The organism is Streptomyces sp. WI03-4A (assembly GCF_033792105.1).
Taxonomy (GTDB): Bacteria; Actinomycetota; Actinomycetes; order Streptomycetales; family Streptomycetaceae; genus Streptomyces; species Streptomyces collinus_A.
On sequence record NZ_JARAUO010000017.1, the window covers coordinates 135,606 to 152,618 of the forward strand.

The 17,013-nt window shown below is 73.4% G+C and carries 14 protein-coding genes; 5 read left to right on the forward strand and 9 right to left on the reverse strand.

Features of this window, described 5'->3' with window-relative positions:
- Positions 1 to 7: 7 nt before the first annotated feature.
- The 6 genes from PV343_RS19410 to PV343_RS19435 form a co-directional block, all read right to left on the reverse strand.
- The gene (locus PV343_RS19410; protein ID WP_319148206.1) at positions 8 to 1,459 is read right to left on the reverse strand and encodes an aldehyde dehydrogenase family protein; all 1,452 of its coding nucleotides are present in this window, start codon (positions 1,457 to 1,459) and stop codon (positions 8 to 10) included.
- Complete coding sequence (locus PV343_RS19415) at positions 1,456 to 3,267, reverse strand: D-aminoacylase (protein ID WP_319148207.1); 1,812 nt, start codon at positions 3,265 to 3,267, stop codon at positions 1,456 to 1,458. The genes PV343_RS19410 and PV343_RS19415 overlap by 4 nt, the downstream gene beginning before the upstream one ends.
- Before the next feature lie 13 nt (positions 3,268 to 3,280).
- Positions 3,281 to 4,399 (reverse strand): LLM class flavin-dependent oxidoreductase, encoded by a 1,119-nt coding sequence (locus PV343_RS19420; protein ID WP_401698749.1) that lies wholly within the window; start codon positions 4,397 to 4,399, stop codon positions 3,281 to 3,283.
- 119 nt (positions 4,400 to 4,518) lie between these two features.
- Positions 4,519 to 5,289 (reverse strand): SDR family NAD(P)-dependent oxidoreductase, encoded by a 771-nt coding sequence (locus tag PV343_RS19425; protein ID WP_319148208.1) that lies wholly within the window; start codon positions 5,287 to 5,289, stop codon positions 4,519 to 4,521.
- Positions 5,290 to 5,298: 9 nt separating this feature from the next.
- Positions 5,299 to 6,222, reverse strand: a complete 924-nt coding sequence (locus PV343_RS19430; protein ID WP_319148209.1) for an LLM class F420-dependent oxidoreductase — start codon at positions 6,220 to 6,222, stop codon at positions 5,299 to 5,301.
- A complete protein-coding gene (locus PV343_RS19435) occupies positions 6,219 to 7,454 on the reverse strand; it encodes an amidohydrolase family protein (RefSeq protein ID WP_415923501.1) in 1,236 nt (411 codons plus the stop codon). Before PV343_RS19435 ends, PV343_RS19430 begins: the two co-directional genes overlap by 4 nt.
- Before the next feature lie 189 nt (positions 7,455 to 7,643).
- Between PV343_RS19435 and PV343_RS19440 the strand changes: the two genes are divergently transcribed.
- Both PV343_RS19440 and PV343_RS19445 read left to right on the forward strand, forming a co-directional pair.
- Positions 7,644 to 10,613, forward strand: a complete 2,970-nt coding sequence (locus PV343_RS19440) for an AfsR/SARP family transcriptional regulator (RefSeq protein WP_319148211.1) — start codon at positions 7,644 to 7,646, stop codon at positions 10,611 to 10,613.
- Between the two features lie 201 nt (positions 10,614 to 10,814).
- Positions 10,815 to 10,997, forward strand: a complete 183-nt coding sequence (locus tag PV343_RS19445) for a sigma-like protein (protein WP_319148212.1) — start codon at positions 10,815 to 10,817, stop codon at positions 10,995 to 10,997.
- Between the two features lie 77 nt (positions 10,998 to 11,074).
- On the opposite strand, the gene PV343_RS19450 is transcribed toward PV343_RS19445, so the two are convergent.
- Positions 11,075 to 12,667, reverse strand: coding sequence for a FadD3 family acyl-CoA ligase (locus PV343_RS19450; RefSeq protein WP_319148213.1), 1,593 nt, complete (start codon positions 12,665 to 12,667; stop codon positions 11,075 to 11,077).
- An 83-nt stretch (positions 12,668 to 12,750) separates the two neighbouring features.
- Here PV343_RS19450 and PV343_RS19455 point away from each other — a divergent pair, with 83 nt between their 5' ends.
- Genes PV343_RS19455 through PV343_RS19465 form a run of 3 tightly spaced genes read left to right on the forward strand, consistent with a single transcriptional unit; the run spans position 12,751 to position 15,092 of the window.
- Positions 12,751 to 13,905 (forward strand): lipid-transfer protein, encoded by a 1,155-nt coding sequence (locus tag PV343_RS19455; protein WP_319148214.1) that lies wholly within the window; start codon positions 12,751 to 12,753, stop codon positions 13,903 to 13,905.
- 6 nt (positions 13,906 to 13,911) lie between these two features.
- Complete coding sequence (locus PV343_RS19460; RefSeq protein WP_319148215.1) at positions 13,912 to 14,319, forward strand: Zn-ribbon domain-containing OB-fold protein; 408 nt, start codon at positions 13,912 to 13,914, stop codon at positions 14,317 to 14,319.
- Entirely contained in the window at positions 14,304 to 15,092 is a 789-nt protein-coding gene (locus PV343_RS19465; protein WP_319148216.1) for an enoyl-CoA hydratase/isomerase family protein, read from the forward strand. Before PV343_RS19460 ends, PV343_RS19465 begins: the two co-directional genes overlap by 16 nt.
- 4 nt (positions 15,093 to 15,096) lie before the next feature.
- On the opposite strand, the gene PV343_RS19470 is transcribed toward PV343_RS19465, so the two are convergent.
- On the reverse strand, positions 15,097 to 15,630 hold the full coding sequence (locus tag PV343_RS19470) for a hypothetical protein (protein ID WP_319148217.1): 534 nt from the start codon (positions 15,628 to 15,630) through the stop codon (positions 15,097 to 15,099).
- A 64-nt stretch (positions 15,631 to 15,694) separates the two neighbouring features.
- A partial coding sequence (locus PV343_RS19475) for a PQQ-binding-like beta-propeller repeat protein (protein ID WP_319148218.1) occupies positions 15,695 to 17,013 on the reverse strand: 1,319 nt, incomplete at its 5' end.

Genomic DNA, 17,013 nt, shown 5'->3' on the forward strand with positions numbered 1-17,013 from the left:
GACCGGCTCACCCCGGCCAGACGATCGCCTGGACCTCGCTGTAGGCGTGCAGGGCGTAGGAGCCCACGTCCCGGCCGACGCCGCTCATCCGGAACCCGCCGAACGGGGCCTCCATGTTGCGGCCGACCGTGTTGACGCCGACGCCGCCCGCCCGCAGCCGCCGTGCCACCCGGAAGGCCCGGGCCACGTCACCGGACCAGACGTAGTCGATGAGCCCGTAGTCGGAGTCGTTGGCGAGGGCCACACACTCCTCCTCGTCGTCGAACGGGATCACCACGACCACCGGCCCGAAGATCTCCTCCCGGGCCACCCGCATGTCGTTGGTGCAGTCGGCGAGGAGCGTCGGCGCCACGTAGAACCCGCGCTCGCCCGGCGGCCGTTCACCGCCCGCCACGACCACGGCGCCCTCCTTGCGGCCGAGTTCGACGTACGACTCGACGCGCGCCCGGTGCTCCGCCGAGATCACCGGACCCACCACGGTGTCCGGCTCCCGCGGGTCGCCCACCTTCAGTCGGGACGCGTAGGCGCCCAGCAGCTCCACCAGCCGGCCGTACACGCCCCGCTGGGCCAGCACCCGGGTCGGCGCGGTGCAGATCTGGCCGCTGTAGAAGGAGAAGGTGGTGCCGATGCCGGCGACGGCCGAGCCGAGATCGGCGTCGTCCAGGACGAGCGCGGCGCCCTTGCCGCCCAGCTCCATGAGCTGGCGTTTCATGCCCCGCCCGCACACCTCGGCGATACGGCGGCCGACGGCCGTGGAACCGGTGAAGCTGACCATGTCGACGTCGCCGGAGGCCACCGCCGCCTCCCCCACCGCGACCTCCCGCCCGGAGACGACGTTCACCACCCCGGGGGGCACGCCGGCCGCCTCCAGCGCCTCGGCCATCCGGTAGACGGAGAGCGGGTCCTGCGGGGCGGGCTTCACCACCACCGTGTTGCCCATGGCCAGCGCCGGGGCGATCTTGCCCGCCGGGTTGGCCCACGGGTTGTTGTACGACGTGACGCACGTGACCACGCCCACGGGCTGGCGCACCGCGAGCGCGCCCATCACCCCGGCCCGGCCCATCGGGCCGGCCTCGTTGATCTGCGGGACGACGGCCCACTCGGCGGGCTCCGTGGCGGCGTACCGTCGGAAGCGGGCCGCGGCCACCCCGACCTGCATCGCCCGGGCGGTCGCGGTCGTCGCACCGGTCTCGGCGCGGGCGAGGTCGGCGTACGGCTCCAGGGAGCCGCGGATGATCGCGGCCGCCTTCCCCAGCACGGCCGCCCGCTCCTCCGGCCGGGTCCGCGACCACGCCCCGAACGCCTCCCGGGCCGCCGCGCAGGCCGCCCGCGCCTGCTCCGGCGAGGCCTCCGGGGCCCAGCCGACGGTCTCCTCGGTGGCCGGGTCGGTCACCGGGTAGTGCCCGCCGTCCGGCTCGGCCCACTCCCCGCCGATGAACAGCCGCTGCCCCTCGCTCACCTGGTGCTCACCGTCCTGGTGTCCCGTCCGGCCCGCAGCACCCGGCCCGGCACCGCCCCGCTCACCTCGTCGTCCCGGATCACCTCGACCCCGTTGACCCACACGGCCCGCACCCCGAGCGCCCGGGAGTCCAGGCGCGGGCTGTCACCCGGCAGGTCGTGCACCAGGGTGGCCGGGGCCGCGTCGATCCGCTCCGGGTCGAACAGCACCAGGTCCGCATGCCAGCCCTCCCGCACCCGTCCCCGCTCGCGCAGCCCGAACAGCCGCGCCGGGTCGTCGGTCAGCATCCTGACCGCCTGCTCGAGACCGACCAGCCTGCGGCGGCGCAGACAGTCCCCGAGGAACCGGGTGGTGTACGGCGCCCCGCACATCCGGTCCAGGTGGGCGCCCGCGTCCGAGCCGCCGAGCAGCACGTCCTCGTGGCTCCAGGTCTCCGCGCGCAGCGCCCAGGAGGCCGGGTCGTTGTCGGTGGGCATCGGCCACAGCACGGTGCGCAGCTCGTCGGCGGCGCAGATCTCCACCAGGCAGGAGAACGGGTCCTGCCCGCGCTCGGCGGCGATGTCCCGGACCACCCGTCCGGTCAGCCCCCGGTTGGCCTCGCTGTAGGTGTCGCCGATGACGTAGCGCCCGAAGTCGGCGAGCCGCCGGAAGACGCCCGCCTCCTTCGAACCGGCCCGGCGCAGCAGCTCCGCCCGGACGCCGGGGTCCCGCAGCCGGGCGATCCGCTCGGGGACCGGGAGCCCGAGGACGGGCCCCCAGCCGGGGATGAGGTTCAGGGCGCAGAAGGTGCCCAGGGACATGTTCATCGGGGTGAGGATCGGCATGGTGAGGGCCACCACCCGGCCGCCCGCCTTGCGGGCCCGCTCGCTCGCGCTGAGCTGCCGGGGCACCCGCTCCGGCACGGCCGCGTCGACGGTGAGCACGTTCCAGTTCAGGGGCCGTCCGGCCGTGGCGCTCATCTCCACGAACAGGTCGATCTCCGCGTCGCTGAACTGGTCGAGGCAGCCCGCGACGATGGCCTCGATCTGCGTGCCCTCGTGCTCGCCGACGGCCTGCGCGAGCGCGAGCAGTTCGGCCGGTTTCGCGTGCCGGGAGGCGACGGGCCGTCCGTCGCCGTCGGAGTGGGTGGAGGACTGGGTGGTGGAGAAACCCCAGGCACCGGCGTCCATGGCCTCGTGCAGCAGCCCTACGATCGCGGCGAGTTGCTCCTCACCGGGCTGCCCGCCGACCGCGTCCGGGCCCATCACGTACCGCCGCAGCGCACAGTGCCCCACCATGAAACCGGCGTTGACGGCGATGCGACCCTCAAGAGCGTCGAGATACTCCCCGAAGGAGTGCCAGCTCCAGGGCGCCCCCTCCTCCAGGGCCACCAGGGACATGCCCTCCACCTTGGCCATCATCCGGCGGGTGTAGTCGGCGTCCCCGGGGCGGCCGGGGTTCAGGGGCGCGAGGGTGAAGCCGCAGTTCCCGGCGGCGACGGTGGTCACCCCGTGGTTGAGCGAGGGGGTGGCGTACGGGTCCCAGAAGAGCTGGGCGTCGTAGTGGGTGTGCGGGTCGACGAAGCCGGGGGTGAGGACGAGCCCGGTGGCGTCCTCGGTGGTGCGGGCCTTCTCGGTGACCTTGCCGACGGCGGCGATCCGGCCGTCGCGTATGCCGACGTCGGCGGTGCGGGCGGGGGCGCCCGTGCCGTCCACGACGGTGGCGCCCCTGATGACGTGATCGAGCATGGGCTGACCTCTTCGACTCCGGGGAAGCTGACCTACCTGGGGGCGCGGGGAACTGCGCGACCAGCCACACACGACCCGCACCCCGCGACGGCGCTCACACGGCGGCGCGGAACCGCGAGGTCCGGTGGACCGGGTCCGTGTCGATCTTCGGGATCACGTGCTCCCCGATGAGCCGGATCGTCTGCAGCGTCGCCTCCTTCGGTACGCCCACCGGCAGCCCGAAGCTGAGCTGGTCCGCCCCGGCCCGTTCCCACCGCTCGCACTGCCGCAGCACCTCGTCCGGGTCACCGCAGATCAGCAGCTCCTCCTCGATGAGCAGCTCGACGAACTCCGGGGTGTACGCGGGCAGCGTCTCCGGCCACACCGGGAAGCCCTCGGGCCGCGGGAACGTGTCGTGGTAGCGGAAGACGAGCGAGGGCAGGTAGTGCAGGCCGCCGTTGACGGCGATCTCGATGGCCTCCGCGTGGGTCGGCGCGCAGATGGCGGTCGTCGTCACCATCACGTTGTCGTTGACGAAGTCACCGACCGGCTCCGCGTTCACCACGGCCGTCTTGTACTGCTCCAGCACCCATTCCATGTCGGAGACCTTCTGGATGCTGAAGCCGAGCACGCCGAGACCCTTGCGGGCGGCCATCGCGTAGGAGGGCGGCGACCCGGCGGCGTACCACATCGCGGGGTGTGACTTGCCGTACGGCTTCGGGAGCACCTTCCTCGGCGGGAGCTGCCAGTGCTTGCCGTGGAAGCCCTCGTACTCGTCCTGGAGCCACATCTTGGGGAACTCCGCGATGGTCTCCTCCCAGATCTCCTTCGTGTGGTTCATGTCGGTGATCCCGGGGAGGAAGCCGAGGATCTCGTGGCTGCCGGCGCCCCGGCCGCTGCCGAACTCGAAGCGGCCCTCGCTGAGGTGGTCGAGCATGGCGACCTTCTCGGCGACCTTCACCGGGTGGTTGACCTGGGCGAGCGGGTTGAAGATGCCCGAGCCCAGGTGGATGCGGTCGGTCGCGTGGGCCAGGTAGCCGAGGAAGACGTCGTTGGCGGACAGGTGCGAGTACTCCTCCAGGAAGTGGTGTTCGGAGGCCCAGGCGTACTTGAAGCCGGAGCTGTCCGCCTGGATGACGTACTCGGTCTCCTCCATCAGCGCCTTGTGCTCGGCCAGCGGGTCGGTCTCGGCGCGCTTGCCCACGTATCCCTGTACAAAGAGCCCGAATTCCACGGCGGTTCACCGTCCCAGTTTTACTGACGATCCGTCAGATAGGTGTGTCGGCCGACTGTCGCACCGGCGGCCGTGACCGTCAATAGCTGACGGTCAGTCAGCTATGTGCTCGGCGGCGGTCAGACGATGCCGACGCCCGCCAGCCATCCCCCGTCGATCACGAACGGCTGTCCCGTGATGTACGAGGAGTCGTCCGAGGTGAGGAACAGGGCCAGCCGGGCCACCTCCTCCGGCTGCCCGATCCGGCCGAGCGGCACGAGCCCCCGGTACAGCTCGTCCAGGGCCCGGCTCATCTCCTCCGGGTCCGCGCCGGGGTCCAGCCGGGCCGGGTTGGACATGGCGGTGTCGATGGCCCCGGGGCAGATGGCGTTGACCCGGATCCGCCGGCTCGCCAGCTCCAGCGCGGCCACCCGGGTCAGCCCGAGCACCGCGTGCTTGGTGGCCGCGTACGTGCCGACGGCGGCCATGCCGGTGAGCGCGGTGTAGGAGGCGGTGTTGACGATGGTGCCCCCGTCCGCCAGCTCCGGCGCCACGGTCTTCATGCCCAGGAAGCAGCCGACCTGGTTGACCTGCACGACCTGCATGAACTCGTCGAGCGGGGTGTCCACCAGCGCGTTGAAGCGCAGGATGCCCGCGTTGTTGACCAGCCCGTCGATCCGCCCGTACGCCCGCTTGACCGCGCCGACGGCCTCCCGCCAGCCGTCCTCCGTACCCACGTCCAGGTGAACGTAGAGGGCCCCTATCTCCTTGGCGAGCGCCTCGCCCAGGTCGTCCAGCACGTCGGCGACGGCCACCCGCGCCCCCTCCTGACGGAAGAGCCGCGCCTCCTGCTCGCCCTGTCCGCGCGCCGCCCCGGTGACGATGACGACCCGCCCGTCCAGCTTGCCCATGTCCGCTCCTCAGTGAAGGCGGGGCCCGACCTCCGCCCCGAACGCCGCGATCTGGTCCAGCAGTTCGGCACGGCTCCGGCTGCGGAACCGCACCTGGATCTGGTGCGCGCCCATCGCGCGGTACGCCCGCAGCGACTCGGCGATCTCCTCCGGCGGCCCGGTGAGGGTGCGCCGCCCCACGTCCCAGCCGGCGCGCCCGACGTACAGGGGCTCGGTGAGGGCACCGACGGTGAACGGCGCCTCGACGCCGTGCTCCTCGCGCAACCGCCGCAGCCGCTCGATCTGCCCGGGCAGCCGGTCCCGCGGGTCCCCCTGCGGCAGCCAGCCGTCGCCCCTCAGGGCGGCCCGGCGGACGGCGGCCGGCGAGGAGCCGCCCACCCAGAGCGGGACGTGCGGCTGGGCGGGCCGGGGCCGCTGCCCGAGGCCGGCGAAGTCGTACAGCTTGCCGTGGTGTTCAGGGAACTCCTCGGGCCCCAGGGCCGCCCGCAGTGCGTCGATCGCCTCGTCGAGCACGGCCCCGCGCCGCTCGAAGTCGACGCCCAGCGCCTCGAACTCCTCGCGCACGTGTCCCGCGCCCACCCCGAGGACGAGCCGCCCGCCGGAGAGGTGGTCGAGGGTGGCGTACTGCTTGGCGGTGACCAGCGGGTGCCGCAGCCCGACCACGGCCACGTGGCTGAGCAGCCGGACCCGCCGGGTGACGGCCGCGAGGTGGGCCAGGGTGGCGACCGGGTCGTACCAGACGGTGCTCATCGCCGGGGCCAGCCGGCGCGGGACGCCCACGTGGTCGCAGCAGGCGAGGTAGTCGAACCCGGCCCGCTCCACGGCCCGCGCGATCTCCACCAGGTCGGCCGGCCCGGCGGCGGCCTCCCAGCCCTCCGTGTAGAGGGTGCTCTGCGACTGGACCGGCAGCTGGATGCCGTACGCGAGGCTCACCGGGCACCCGGCCAGAGTCCGTCCGGGGTGAGCCCCAGCAGGTCGATGGCGTTGCCCCGCACGATCCGCTCGACCACGTCCGGGGGCAGGTGCCCCATCTGCGCCTCGCCCACCTCACGGGACTTGGGCCAGGTGGAGTCCGAGTGGGGGTAGTCGGTCTCGTAGAGCACGTTGCCGACCCCGATGGCGTCCAGGTTGCGCAGCCCGAAGGCGTCGTCGAAGAAGCAGCCGTACACATGCCTCGCGAAAAGCTCGGACGGCGGCCGGTGCACCTTGTCCGCGACCCCGCCCCAGCCCCGGTTCTCCTCCCAGACGACGTCCGCGCGCTCCAGGATGTACGGGATCCACCCGATCTGCCCCTCGGCGTACATGACCCGCAGGTTGGGGAAGCGCTCAAACTTGCCGCTCATCAGCCAGTCGACCATCGAGAAGCAGCAGTTGGCGAAGGTGATCGTGGAGCCGACGGCGGGCGGGGCGTCCGCCGAGGTGGAGGGCATCCGGCTGCTGGAGCCGATGTGCATGGCGACGACGGTGCCGGTCTCGTCACAGGCGGCGAGGAACGGGTCCCAGGCGTCGGTGTGCACGGACGGCAGGCCCAGATGCGGGGGTATCTCGGAGAAGGCGACGGCCCGGACCCCGCGCTCGGCGTTGCGCCTGACCTCGGCCGCGGCCAGCTCGGCGTCCCACAGCGGGATGAGGGTGAGCGGTATCAGCCGCCCCCGCGCCCGCGGCCCGCACCATTCCTCCACCATCCAGTCGTTGTAGGCACGGACGCAGAGCAGGGCCAGCTCCTTGTCCCGGGCCTCGGTGAACGTCTGGCCGCAGAAACGGGGGAAGGTGGGGAAACAGAGCGCGGACTGGACGTGGTTGACGTCCATGTCGGCCAGCCGGTGCGGCACGTCGTGGGAGCCGGCGCGCATCTGCTCGTAGGTGATGACCTCCAGTCTGATCTCGTCCCGGTCGTAGCCCACGGCGGTGTCGAGCCGGGTCAGCGGCCGGTGCAGGTCCTCGTACACCCACCAGTCGCCCACGGGCCCCTCGCGGCCGCCCGGCTCACCCATGACCGGCGCGAACCGCCCCCCGAGGAAGGTCATCTCCTTCAGCGGGGCGCGGACCACGCGTGGTCCGGTGTCCAGGTACTTCTTCGGCAGCCGGTCCTGCCAGACGTGCGCGGGCTCCACCGTGTGGTCGTCGACGGAGATGATCCGGGGGAATGCGCTCGGGGTGTCCATGGCGCTCACGGTAGCGCCGATCTGACGGTCCGTCAGCTAGCGGTGTCGGCCGACTCCGTGCGAAGACCGTGTGTGCACCTTGTGAACCCGAAACCCCACGGCTGTGATCGGCGTCTCCCACGGCTGACGCAACCGGCCTGAACAAGGCAAACTGACGGAGTGTTTCGTGATGCCTAGGGGGGCGAACGCATGGACGGTGGGCCGCGAGTACCCGAGCAGCGGCGTGCCGGCGCCGCGGCCGGAGCCATCGCGGAGCCGGACGTGCTGCGCTTCGGCGTGCTCGGTCCGGTACGGGCCTGGCGCGGCGCGCAGCCGCTGAACACCGGCTCGCCCCAGCAGCGCGCCCTGCTGGCCGCCCTGCTGCTGCGCGAGGGCCGCACGGCGACGGCGGCGGAGCTGATCGACGCGCTCTGGGGCACCGAGCCGCCGTCCCAGGCGCTGGCCGCGCTGCGCACGTACGCCTCCCGGCTGCGCAAGGTGCTGGATCCCGGGGTGCTGGTCAGCGAGTCCGGCGGCTACGCGGTGCGCTCGCTCGGCGAGGGCGCGCTGGACCTCGCGACCGCCCAGGACCTCGCGGCGGAGGCGGAGAAGGCGCGCGGCGCGGGCGACCTGGGCGAGGCGCGCGAGGTGCTGAACCGCGCGCTGGCGCTGTGGGACGGCGAGCCGCTGGCGGGCGTGCCCGGACCCTACGCCGACACCCAGCGGGTCCGTCTGGAGGAGTGGCGGCTCCAGCTCCTGGAGACCCGCCTCGACATGGACCTGGACCAGGGCTGCCACGCTGAGGCCGTCTCGGAGCTGACCGCCCTGACCGCCGCGCACCCGCTGCGCGAGCGGCTGCGCGAGCTGCTGATGCTGGCGCTGTACCGCAGCGGCCGCCAGGCGGAGGCGCTCGCCGTGTACGCGGACACCCGCCGCCTGCTGGCGGAGGAGCTGGGCGTGGACCCGCGGCCGGGCCTGCGGGAGCTCCAGCAGCGGATCCTCCGGGCGGACCCGGCGCTCGCCGAACCGTCCACCCCGGCCGCCGAGCCCGCCGTGGTCCCGGTGCGCCCGGCCCAGCTCCCGGCCTCCGTGCCGGACTTCACCGGGCGCTCCTCCTTCGTCTCCGAGCTGAGCGAGGTGCTGGCCTCCGCGTCCGAGGCGGAGGGCCGGGTGATGGCGGTCTCGGCACTGGCCGGGATCGGCGGCGTGGGCAAGACGACGCTGGCGGTGCACGTGGCCCACCGGGCCCGCCCCGCCTTCCCCGACGGCCAGCTCTACGTGGACCTCCAGGGTGCCGGACCGCGCCCCGCCGAACCCGAGACGGTCCTCGGCTCCTTCCTGCGCGCCCTGGGCACGGCGGACTCCGCGATCCCGGACTCCCTGGAGGAGCGGGCGGCGCTGTACCGCTCGGTCCTCGACGGCCGCCGGGTCCTGGTGCTGCTGGACAACGCCAAGGACGCGGCGCAGATACGGCCGCTGCTGCCGGGCACGGAGGGCTGCGCTGCCCTGGTGACCTCCCGGGTGCGGATGCTCGACCTCGCCGGGGCGCACCTGGTGGACCTCGACGTGATGTCGCCCGACGAGGCGCTGTCCCTGTTCACCAAGATCGTGGGCGAGGAGCGGGTGGCGGCCGAGCGGGAGGCGGCGCTGGACGTGGTCGCGGCCTGCGGCTTCCTGCCCCTCGCCATCCGTATCGCGGCGTCCCGGCTGGCCGCCCGCCGCACCTGGACGGTCTCTGTCCTCGCGGCCAAGCTCGCCGACGAGCGGCGCCGGCTGGACGAGCTGCAGGCCGGCGACCTCGCGGTGAAGGCGACCTTCGAGCTGGGCTACGGCCAGCTGGAGCCGGCCCAGGCCCGCGCCTTCCGCCTGCTCGGCCTGGCCGACGGCCCCGACATGTCCCTCGCGGCCGCCTCCGCCGTCCTGGACCTCCCGCCGGAGGACACCGAGGACCTGCTGGAGTCTTTGGTCGACACGTCCCTGCTGGAGTCCGCGGCACCCGGCCGCTACCGCTTCCACGACCTGGTCCGGCTCTACGCGCGTGCCTGCGCGGAACGGGACGAGCAGCCGCCGAGCGAGCGGGCGGCGGCGATGTCGCGGTTGCTGGACTTCTATCTGGCGTCGGCGACCCGGGTGTACGCCATAGAGCGCCCGGGCGACCGCACGGTGGACCACCTGGAGACGACGCGGCGGGCGGCCCAGGAGTTCGTGGACGACGCACGGGCACTGGACTGGCTGCACGCGGAGGCGGCGAGCCTTCTCGCGTGCGTCCAGCAGTCGCTCGGTCCCGGGACCCTGCGGCGGGGCGTCGACTTGCTGCTGGCCGCGAAGGACCTGGCGGAGTCGGGTGCCAGTTCGCTGGCCTACGAGGCGGCCACCCGGGCGGCACGTGACGCCGCCGACGCCCTGGGCGACGCGCACGCGGCGGGGCGTGCGCGGGTGACGCTCACCCAGGTACTGATCAAAGCGGGCCAGTTCGACGAGGCGACCTGGCAGGCCCAGGAGGCCCTGGCGCTCGGCAGGGCCTCCGGCGACCCCTGGACGTGCGGGAACGCACCCAACGAGCTGGGCATCATCGCCATCTGCCGCAACGAGCACGCCGTCGGCGAGGCGCACCTCCTCATGGCCATCGAAGCGTTCCGCGACGACGACAACCGTCCCGGCGAGGCCAGTGCCCTGTGCAACCTCTCGCGGGTGCTGGTCTCCATGGACCGCACCTCGTCGGGCATCGAGCTCGTGGAGCGGGGCATCGCCATCTACGACGAGCTGGGGCTGACGGTGCGCCTCGCCAACGCGCGGTACGCCCTGGGCATCGCGCTGAGCCACGCGGGCCGCACCACCGAGGCGCTGGCCCAGTTCACCGAGGCGCACGACATCTTCGTCGAGAACCGGCAGCGGCTCTGGGAGGGGACCACCCATTTCCGGATGGCCCAGGTGCACCTCACGTGCCACAGGCCGGCGCAGGCCGCACAGCACGCGGAACAGGCCCTCAGCACCGGCTGCATCGGCGGTGACTGGATGCGCGCCAACGTACTGACCCTCCTCGGCAGGTCGCTCGACGGACTCGGGCAGGTGGACCGGGCGAGGGCCTGCTGGCGGGAGGCGCTCAGCATCCACGAGCGGTCGGGCGCGGCCGAGGCGGCCGAGCTGCGGCTGCTCCTCGATCCCATCGCCGCGGCCTGACCCGGCGGGGGCGTTCAGCAAACGTTTATGACCGCCTGCCAACCTCAGTGGTGTCGATCCCGTCGCGTCGGGGGGCGGGCGGATCGGCTTGGGCCCACGGATAAGGTGATCGGCCCCAGGAACGCTCGCTCGGTGGCACACGGGGGAGTTGCCGAGCGAGCGTTCACCATCGCAGTACTTGATTCAGGGGAGTTCCCAACCATGAGCGACATCAAGCAGGGCGACGAGGACATCACCACGATGGACAGCCACGCGCCGGCCCCGCCGAGCAAGGACACCGTCGTCACCCCCGACGACAGCCACGCTCCTGCTCCGGCTGAGGACATCACCACGATGGACAGCCACGCTCCCGTCCCGCCCGCGCTGGACCGCACCACCAAGTAACAGCCCGAGGACGGGGGATTTCGGCCGCGGCGGCGCGGAGGGGGAGCCGTCGCGGCCGAGGTGTGTGCGGGGGCGGGTCAGGGAGCCCGCAGCTCCCCCTTCACCACCTTTCCGCTCGCGTTGCGCGGCAAAGCCGTGACGAAGCGGACCGTGCGGGGGACCTTGTAGTTGGCCATCTCGCGGCGGGACCAGGCGATCAGGTCGTCGGCGGTGAGGACCGCGCCGGGGCGGCGGACGACGTACGCCTCGCCGACCTCGCCGAGCCGGGCGTCGGGGACGCCGACGACCGCCACGTCCGCCACCTCGGGATGCGCGCCGAGGAGTTGCTCTATCTCCGCCGGGTAGGCGTTGAAGCCTCCGACGATGAACATGTCCTTCAGGCGGTCGGTGATCCGCAGGTTGCCCGCGGCGTCCAGGACGCCCACGTCCCCGGTGCGCAGCCAGCCGTCCGGTGACACCGCCTCCCGGGTGGCCACCGGGTCCTCGAAGTAGCCGCGCATGACGTGGAATCCGCGGACCAGCACCTCCCCGGGACTGCCCGCCGGCACCGGCGCGCCCCCGGCGTCGACGACTCTCACCTCCGTACCGGGGATCGCCCGGCCTGAGGTGGCCGCGACGACCGACGGGTCGTCGCCGCGGCGGCACATCGTGACGATGCCGCTCGCCTCGGAGAGGCCGTAGGCGGTGAGAACGGTGTCCACGCCCAGTTCCCCGCGCAGCCGTTCCACCAGCCGCAGCGGTACGACGGCCGCGCCGGTCACCACCAGGCGCAGGGCGGACAGGTCGTGGGCGCCGCGGGCCGGGTGGTCCAGCAGGGACTGGTGGAGGGTGGGCGGGCCCGGGAGGACCGAGACCCGTTCCGCCGCGATGTTCGCCAGTGCCGTGTCCACGTTGAACACCGGCTGCGGGATCATCGTCGCCCCGCGCATCAGGCAGGCGATCACCCCGGCCTTGTAGCCGAAGGTGTGGAAGAAGGGGTTGACGATCAGGTAGCGGTCGCCGGCGCGCAGGCCGGCCAGGGCGGCCCAGATCTCGTAGGCCCGGAGCGTCTGCCGGTGGGTGGTCATCACGCCCTTGGGACGGCCGGTGGTGCCCGAGGTGAAGACGATGTCCGAGAGGCTGTGGCCGGTCAGTCCGGCGGCCCGGGCGCGCACCTCGTCCGCTCCGGTGCCCTCGCCCGCCGCCAGGAAGTCCTTCCAGGTCAGGAAGGAGCGCGGGGCGTCGTCCGAGAGGACCACCACATGTTCGAGGGCCGGGAGTCCGGGCAGCGGCCGGCCGGTGCCGTCGGCGGAGCCCGCCGCCCGGCGCAGGGACGCGACGTACGACGTGCCGAGGAAGGTGCCGGTGACGAACAGCAGCCGCGCCCCGCTGCGGCGCAGCACGTCGACCGCCTCGGCCCCCTTGAAGCGCGTGTTCAGCGGCACCAGCACCGCACCGGCCGACACCGCGCCCAGGGCCGCGACGATCCAGTCGAGGCAGTTGGGGGCCCAGACGGCCACCCGGTCGCCCGCCCGCACCCCGCTCGCCAGACAGGCCGCGGCGGCCCGCTCCACGCGGGCTCCCAGTTCGGCGTACGTGATCCGGGTGCGGCCCTCGACCACCGCCTCGGCGTCCGCGTACCGCTCGGCCGACCACCGCACCAGGCCCGGGATGGTGCCCCAGTCACTCATAGCAGCCCCCTGCACCGTAGCTGACTGCCCGTCAGATTAGCTGTAACCTGACGGGCTGTCAGCAGCAGAAGGGTGGGTGCAGCATGGCCGGTACGGGGCTGAAGGACGCCACCGCCATCGTCGGGATCGGGCAGACCGCCTTCGCCCGGCAGCTCCCGGAGGACGAACGGACCCTCGCCTGCCGGGCCGTTCTCGCCGCTCTCGACGACGCCGGGATCGCCCCCGGCGAGGTCGACGCCCTCGCCTCCTACACCATGGAGGAGACCGACGAGGTGGAGCTGGCGAAGGCCGTCGGGCTCGGCGACCTCACGTTCTTCGGCAAGGTCGGCTTCGGCGGCGGCGGTTCCTGCGCCACCGTCGCGCACCTGGCCGCCGCCATCGCCGCCGGGCAGGCCACCGTCGGGGTGGCCTGGCGCTCGCGCAAACGGGGCAGCGGGCCCCGGCCGTGGACCAGCACCGCCGTCCAGCTCCCGACCCCGGGCCAGTGGACCCGGCCCTTCGGGCTGCTGAGGCCGGCCGACGAGATCGCCATGCTGGCCCGGCGGTACATGCACGAGTACGGGGCCACCCGGGACCACCTGTTCAACGTCGCCCTGGCCTGCCGCAACCGGGCCAACCAGAACCCGGCCGCGATCATGTACGACCGGCCGCTCACCCGCGAGATGTACATGACCTCCCGCTGGATCAGCGAGCCGCTCTGCCTCTACGACAACTGCCTGGAGACCGACGGGGCCCTCGCCTGCGTCGTCGTCTCCGCCGAACGCGCGCGGGACTGCCGGCGGCGGCCGGTGTACGTCCACTCCGCCGCCCAGGGCCTGCCCGCCCAGCACCACGGGATGGTCAACTACTGGAACGACGACCCGCTCACCGGCCCCGCCTGGACCGCCGCCCGGCACCTGTGGAAGCACGCCGACCTCACGCCCGAGGACGTGGACGTGGCGCAGATCTACGACGCCTTCACCGCTCTGGTCCCCCTCTCCCTGGAGGGGTACGGCTTCTGCGGGCGAGGCGAGGGCGGCGCCTTCACCGAGCAGGGCGCCCTGGAGATCGGCGGCCGGCTGCCCCTCAACACCGGGGGCGGCGGGCTCTCCGAGGCCTACGTGCACGGCTTCAACCTGATCAACGAAGGGGTGCGGCAACTGCGCGGCACCAGCACCGCGCAGGTCCCGGGAGCCGCCACCTGCCTGATCACCGCCGGCGAGGGGGTCCCCACCTCCGCCCTGCTGCTGAGGAGCTGAACCGCGATGCTGACCCCCGTCACCGACGCCGACGGCGCCCCCTTCTGGGAGTACGCCGCCCAGGGCGAACTGCGCGTGCAGGCCTGCGCCGACTGCGGCGAGCCCCGCTTCCCGCCCCGCCCCTGCTGCCCGCACTGCCAGTCCTTCGCCGGCGAGTGGCGCCCGGTCTCGGGACGCGGGCGGGTGTGGTCGTACGTCGTGCCGCATCCGCCACTGCTGCCCGGCTACGCGGAGCAGGCGCCGTACAACGTGATCGTGGTGGAGCTGGCGGACGCCCCCCGGATCCGGCTGGTCGGGAACCTGGTCACGCGCGCGGGGGCGCCGCTCGGCTCCTTCGACCCGGACCGCGTCCGGATCGGCGCCCGGGTGCGGGTGGTCTTCTCCGGCGGGCTGCCGCAGTGGGTGCTCGCGTGAAGGGCGTGCGCCTGGACACCGACAAGGACACCGGGGTCGCCGTGGTCACGCTGGACCGGCCCGAGCGGCTCAACGCCATCGACCTGGAGACGGCCCGCGAACTCGCCGGGATCTGGCGCGGGTTGCGGTTCGACGACTCGGTGCGGGCCGTGGTGCTCACCGGGGCCGGGGAACGGGCCTTCTGTACCGGGATCGACCGGGACGCGGTGGTGCCGCAGCCGTCGTCGCCGTACATGCAGGACGATCCGCTGCTGACGGTCGGGCCGAAGGCGAACGACCTGTGGAAGCCGGTCGTCGCCGCGGTGCGCGGGATGGCCTGCGGCGGCGCCTTCTACCTGCTCGGGGAGAGCGAGTTCGTCGTCGCCGACCCGACGGCCGAGTTCTTCGACCCGCACACCACGTACGGCATGGTCTGCGCCTACGAGTCGGTGCTGATGGCCCAGCGGATGCCGTACGGGGAGGTGGCCCGGATGATGCTCATGGGAACCGCCGAACGGATCTCCGCGCGGCGCGCCCACGAGATCGGGCTGGTGTCGGAGGTCACCGAACCGGGCGGGGCGCTGGACGCGGCCGTGCGGTGCGCCACCGTCGTCGCCGGGTGTCCGGCCCAGGGGGTGCAGGGGACCGTGCGGGCCCTGTGGGCGGCCAAGGAGGCGGCGCGCGCCCAGGCGTTCGCGCAGGCGCCGCACCTCATCGCGCTCGGCAACCTGCCGCCCGGGCGGCAGGCGGAGCTGTTCGAGGCGCGGCGCCGGGGCGGGTTCGGGACGCGGTGAGGCGTCAGCGCGCGGCGGGGGCGTTCGGCTGGGGCTCGCAGTGGTCCAGCCGGGCGAGGTCCGCCTTGTCGACCGGGATCCGGGCGGTGCGGCCGGCGTGGGCGGGCACGGTGACGTCCAGGTCGTCGAAGTCGATGCTTCTGCCGCTCCGGTCCTTGAGGTAGACCGTCACCGCGAAGGTCGCGCGGGTGGCGTTCGGGTTGGTGACCTGGACCTTCGCGTACGGGTCCGCCTTCGTCGCGCAGCTCAGCAGCCGGACCGTGGCGTCGTCCAGGTAGGCGCTGGGGCTGGGCGAGGTGCCGGACGAACGGCCGTAGGAGCCGCTGCTCGTGGTGCCGGACGAGCTGCCGTACGAGCGGCGGTAGGACGACGAGGTCTCGTCGTGGTCCTGGTGCGAGCTGCTGCACCCTCCGCCGCCGTGGCCGCTCTTGTAGTGGTGGCCGCGGCTGTGTCCCCTGGAGAAGCCCGTCAGGGCGAGGACCACGAACACGAGCACGGCCGAGAACCTGAGCACGCGCTTCTGTCTTTGCATGTGCATGCCTTCACCCTAGCGGCCGGGGGCACGGCCCGGCAGGCCGTCGCCCGCTCGGGCCGCCGCCCGCTCAGGCCGTCCGCGCCGTCCCCGTGCCCTTCTCCGCGTCCAGCGCGTACACGCAGCGGTCCTTGCTGCACGCGTACACCACCCCGTCCCTGACCACCGGCGAGCCGGTGATCTCGCCGCCGGTGGCGAGCTTCCAGCGCAGCCGGCCGTCGTCGGCCTTGAGGGTGTAGAGGAGGTGGTCGGTGGAGCCGAAGTGGATACGGCCCTCGGCGACCACGGGGGTGCCCACGACGTCGCCGCCGGCCTGGAAACGCCACTTCGGGGTGCCGGTGACCGCGTCCAGGGTGTACAGGCCCTTGCCGCTGCCGACGTGCACATGCCCGGCGGCCACCAGGACCGGCTCGACGGAGGAGCGCGCCTCGGTGGCGATGCGCCAGCGGTCGCGGCCGTCGGTGGCGTCCAGCGCGTAGACCGTGCCGAGGTAGTCGGCCAGGTAGACGCCGCCGCCGGTGACGGCGGGTCCCGGCGTGAAGGCCGGCGGGCACAGGAAGACCGCCGGGGCCTCGAAGTGCCAGCGCACCATGCCGCTCACCACGTCGATCGCGAGAACCCGGGTGCCGGCCGAGACGTAGACATAGCCGTCGGGGGCCGGGGCGAGGCGTACCGGGACGCCGCCGCAGGAGGCCGCGTCGCCGATGGGGTACGACCAGCGCTCCTCGCCGGTGCGGGCCTCCAGGGCGCGCAGCCGGGCGTCCTGCCACACGTAGACGGTGCCGTCGTGGACGGCGGGTCCGGCCTCCGGGGACTCGAAGTCGGTCTGGCAGCCGGAGATCTCCCACAGCTTCTGGCCGTTGGTGGCCTCCCACGCCTGCACGCCGCCGCCCCGGGTGCCGGTGACGACGGTGCCGTGGTCGGCCTGGAGGGAGTAGACCCAGGCGTCGGTGGACAGCCGCCACAGGTCGCCGCCGTCGCGGGCGTCCAGGGCGAACAGGGTGGGGCCGTCGGAGGCGTGGACGCGGCCGTCGGCGACCGCCATGGACCAGGCCACGTCCCGGGTCTTGAACCGCCGGCGGCCGGTGGCCACGTCCAGGGCGTGCACCTCGAAGGAGGTGACGTAGACGAGGTCGCCGTCCACGGACGGGGTGCCCCAGACGTCGTTCGACATGCGGAAGCGCCACGGGCGCCAGCCACCGGCCGGCTCCTGGGGCAGCGCCGGTACGGCGGGGTCGGCGCCGTTGACGCCGGGACGCGGGCGGGACCAGCTCGCGACCAGCCCCGCCTCCGGCGGGGGCGCCTTGACGGCGGCGGCCCGGGCGTCGGCGACCCGGGGGCCGGGGCCGATGGGCACCTGGGCGCCGGCCAGCCGGACCGGGCCGGTGC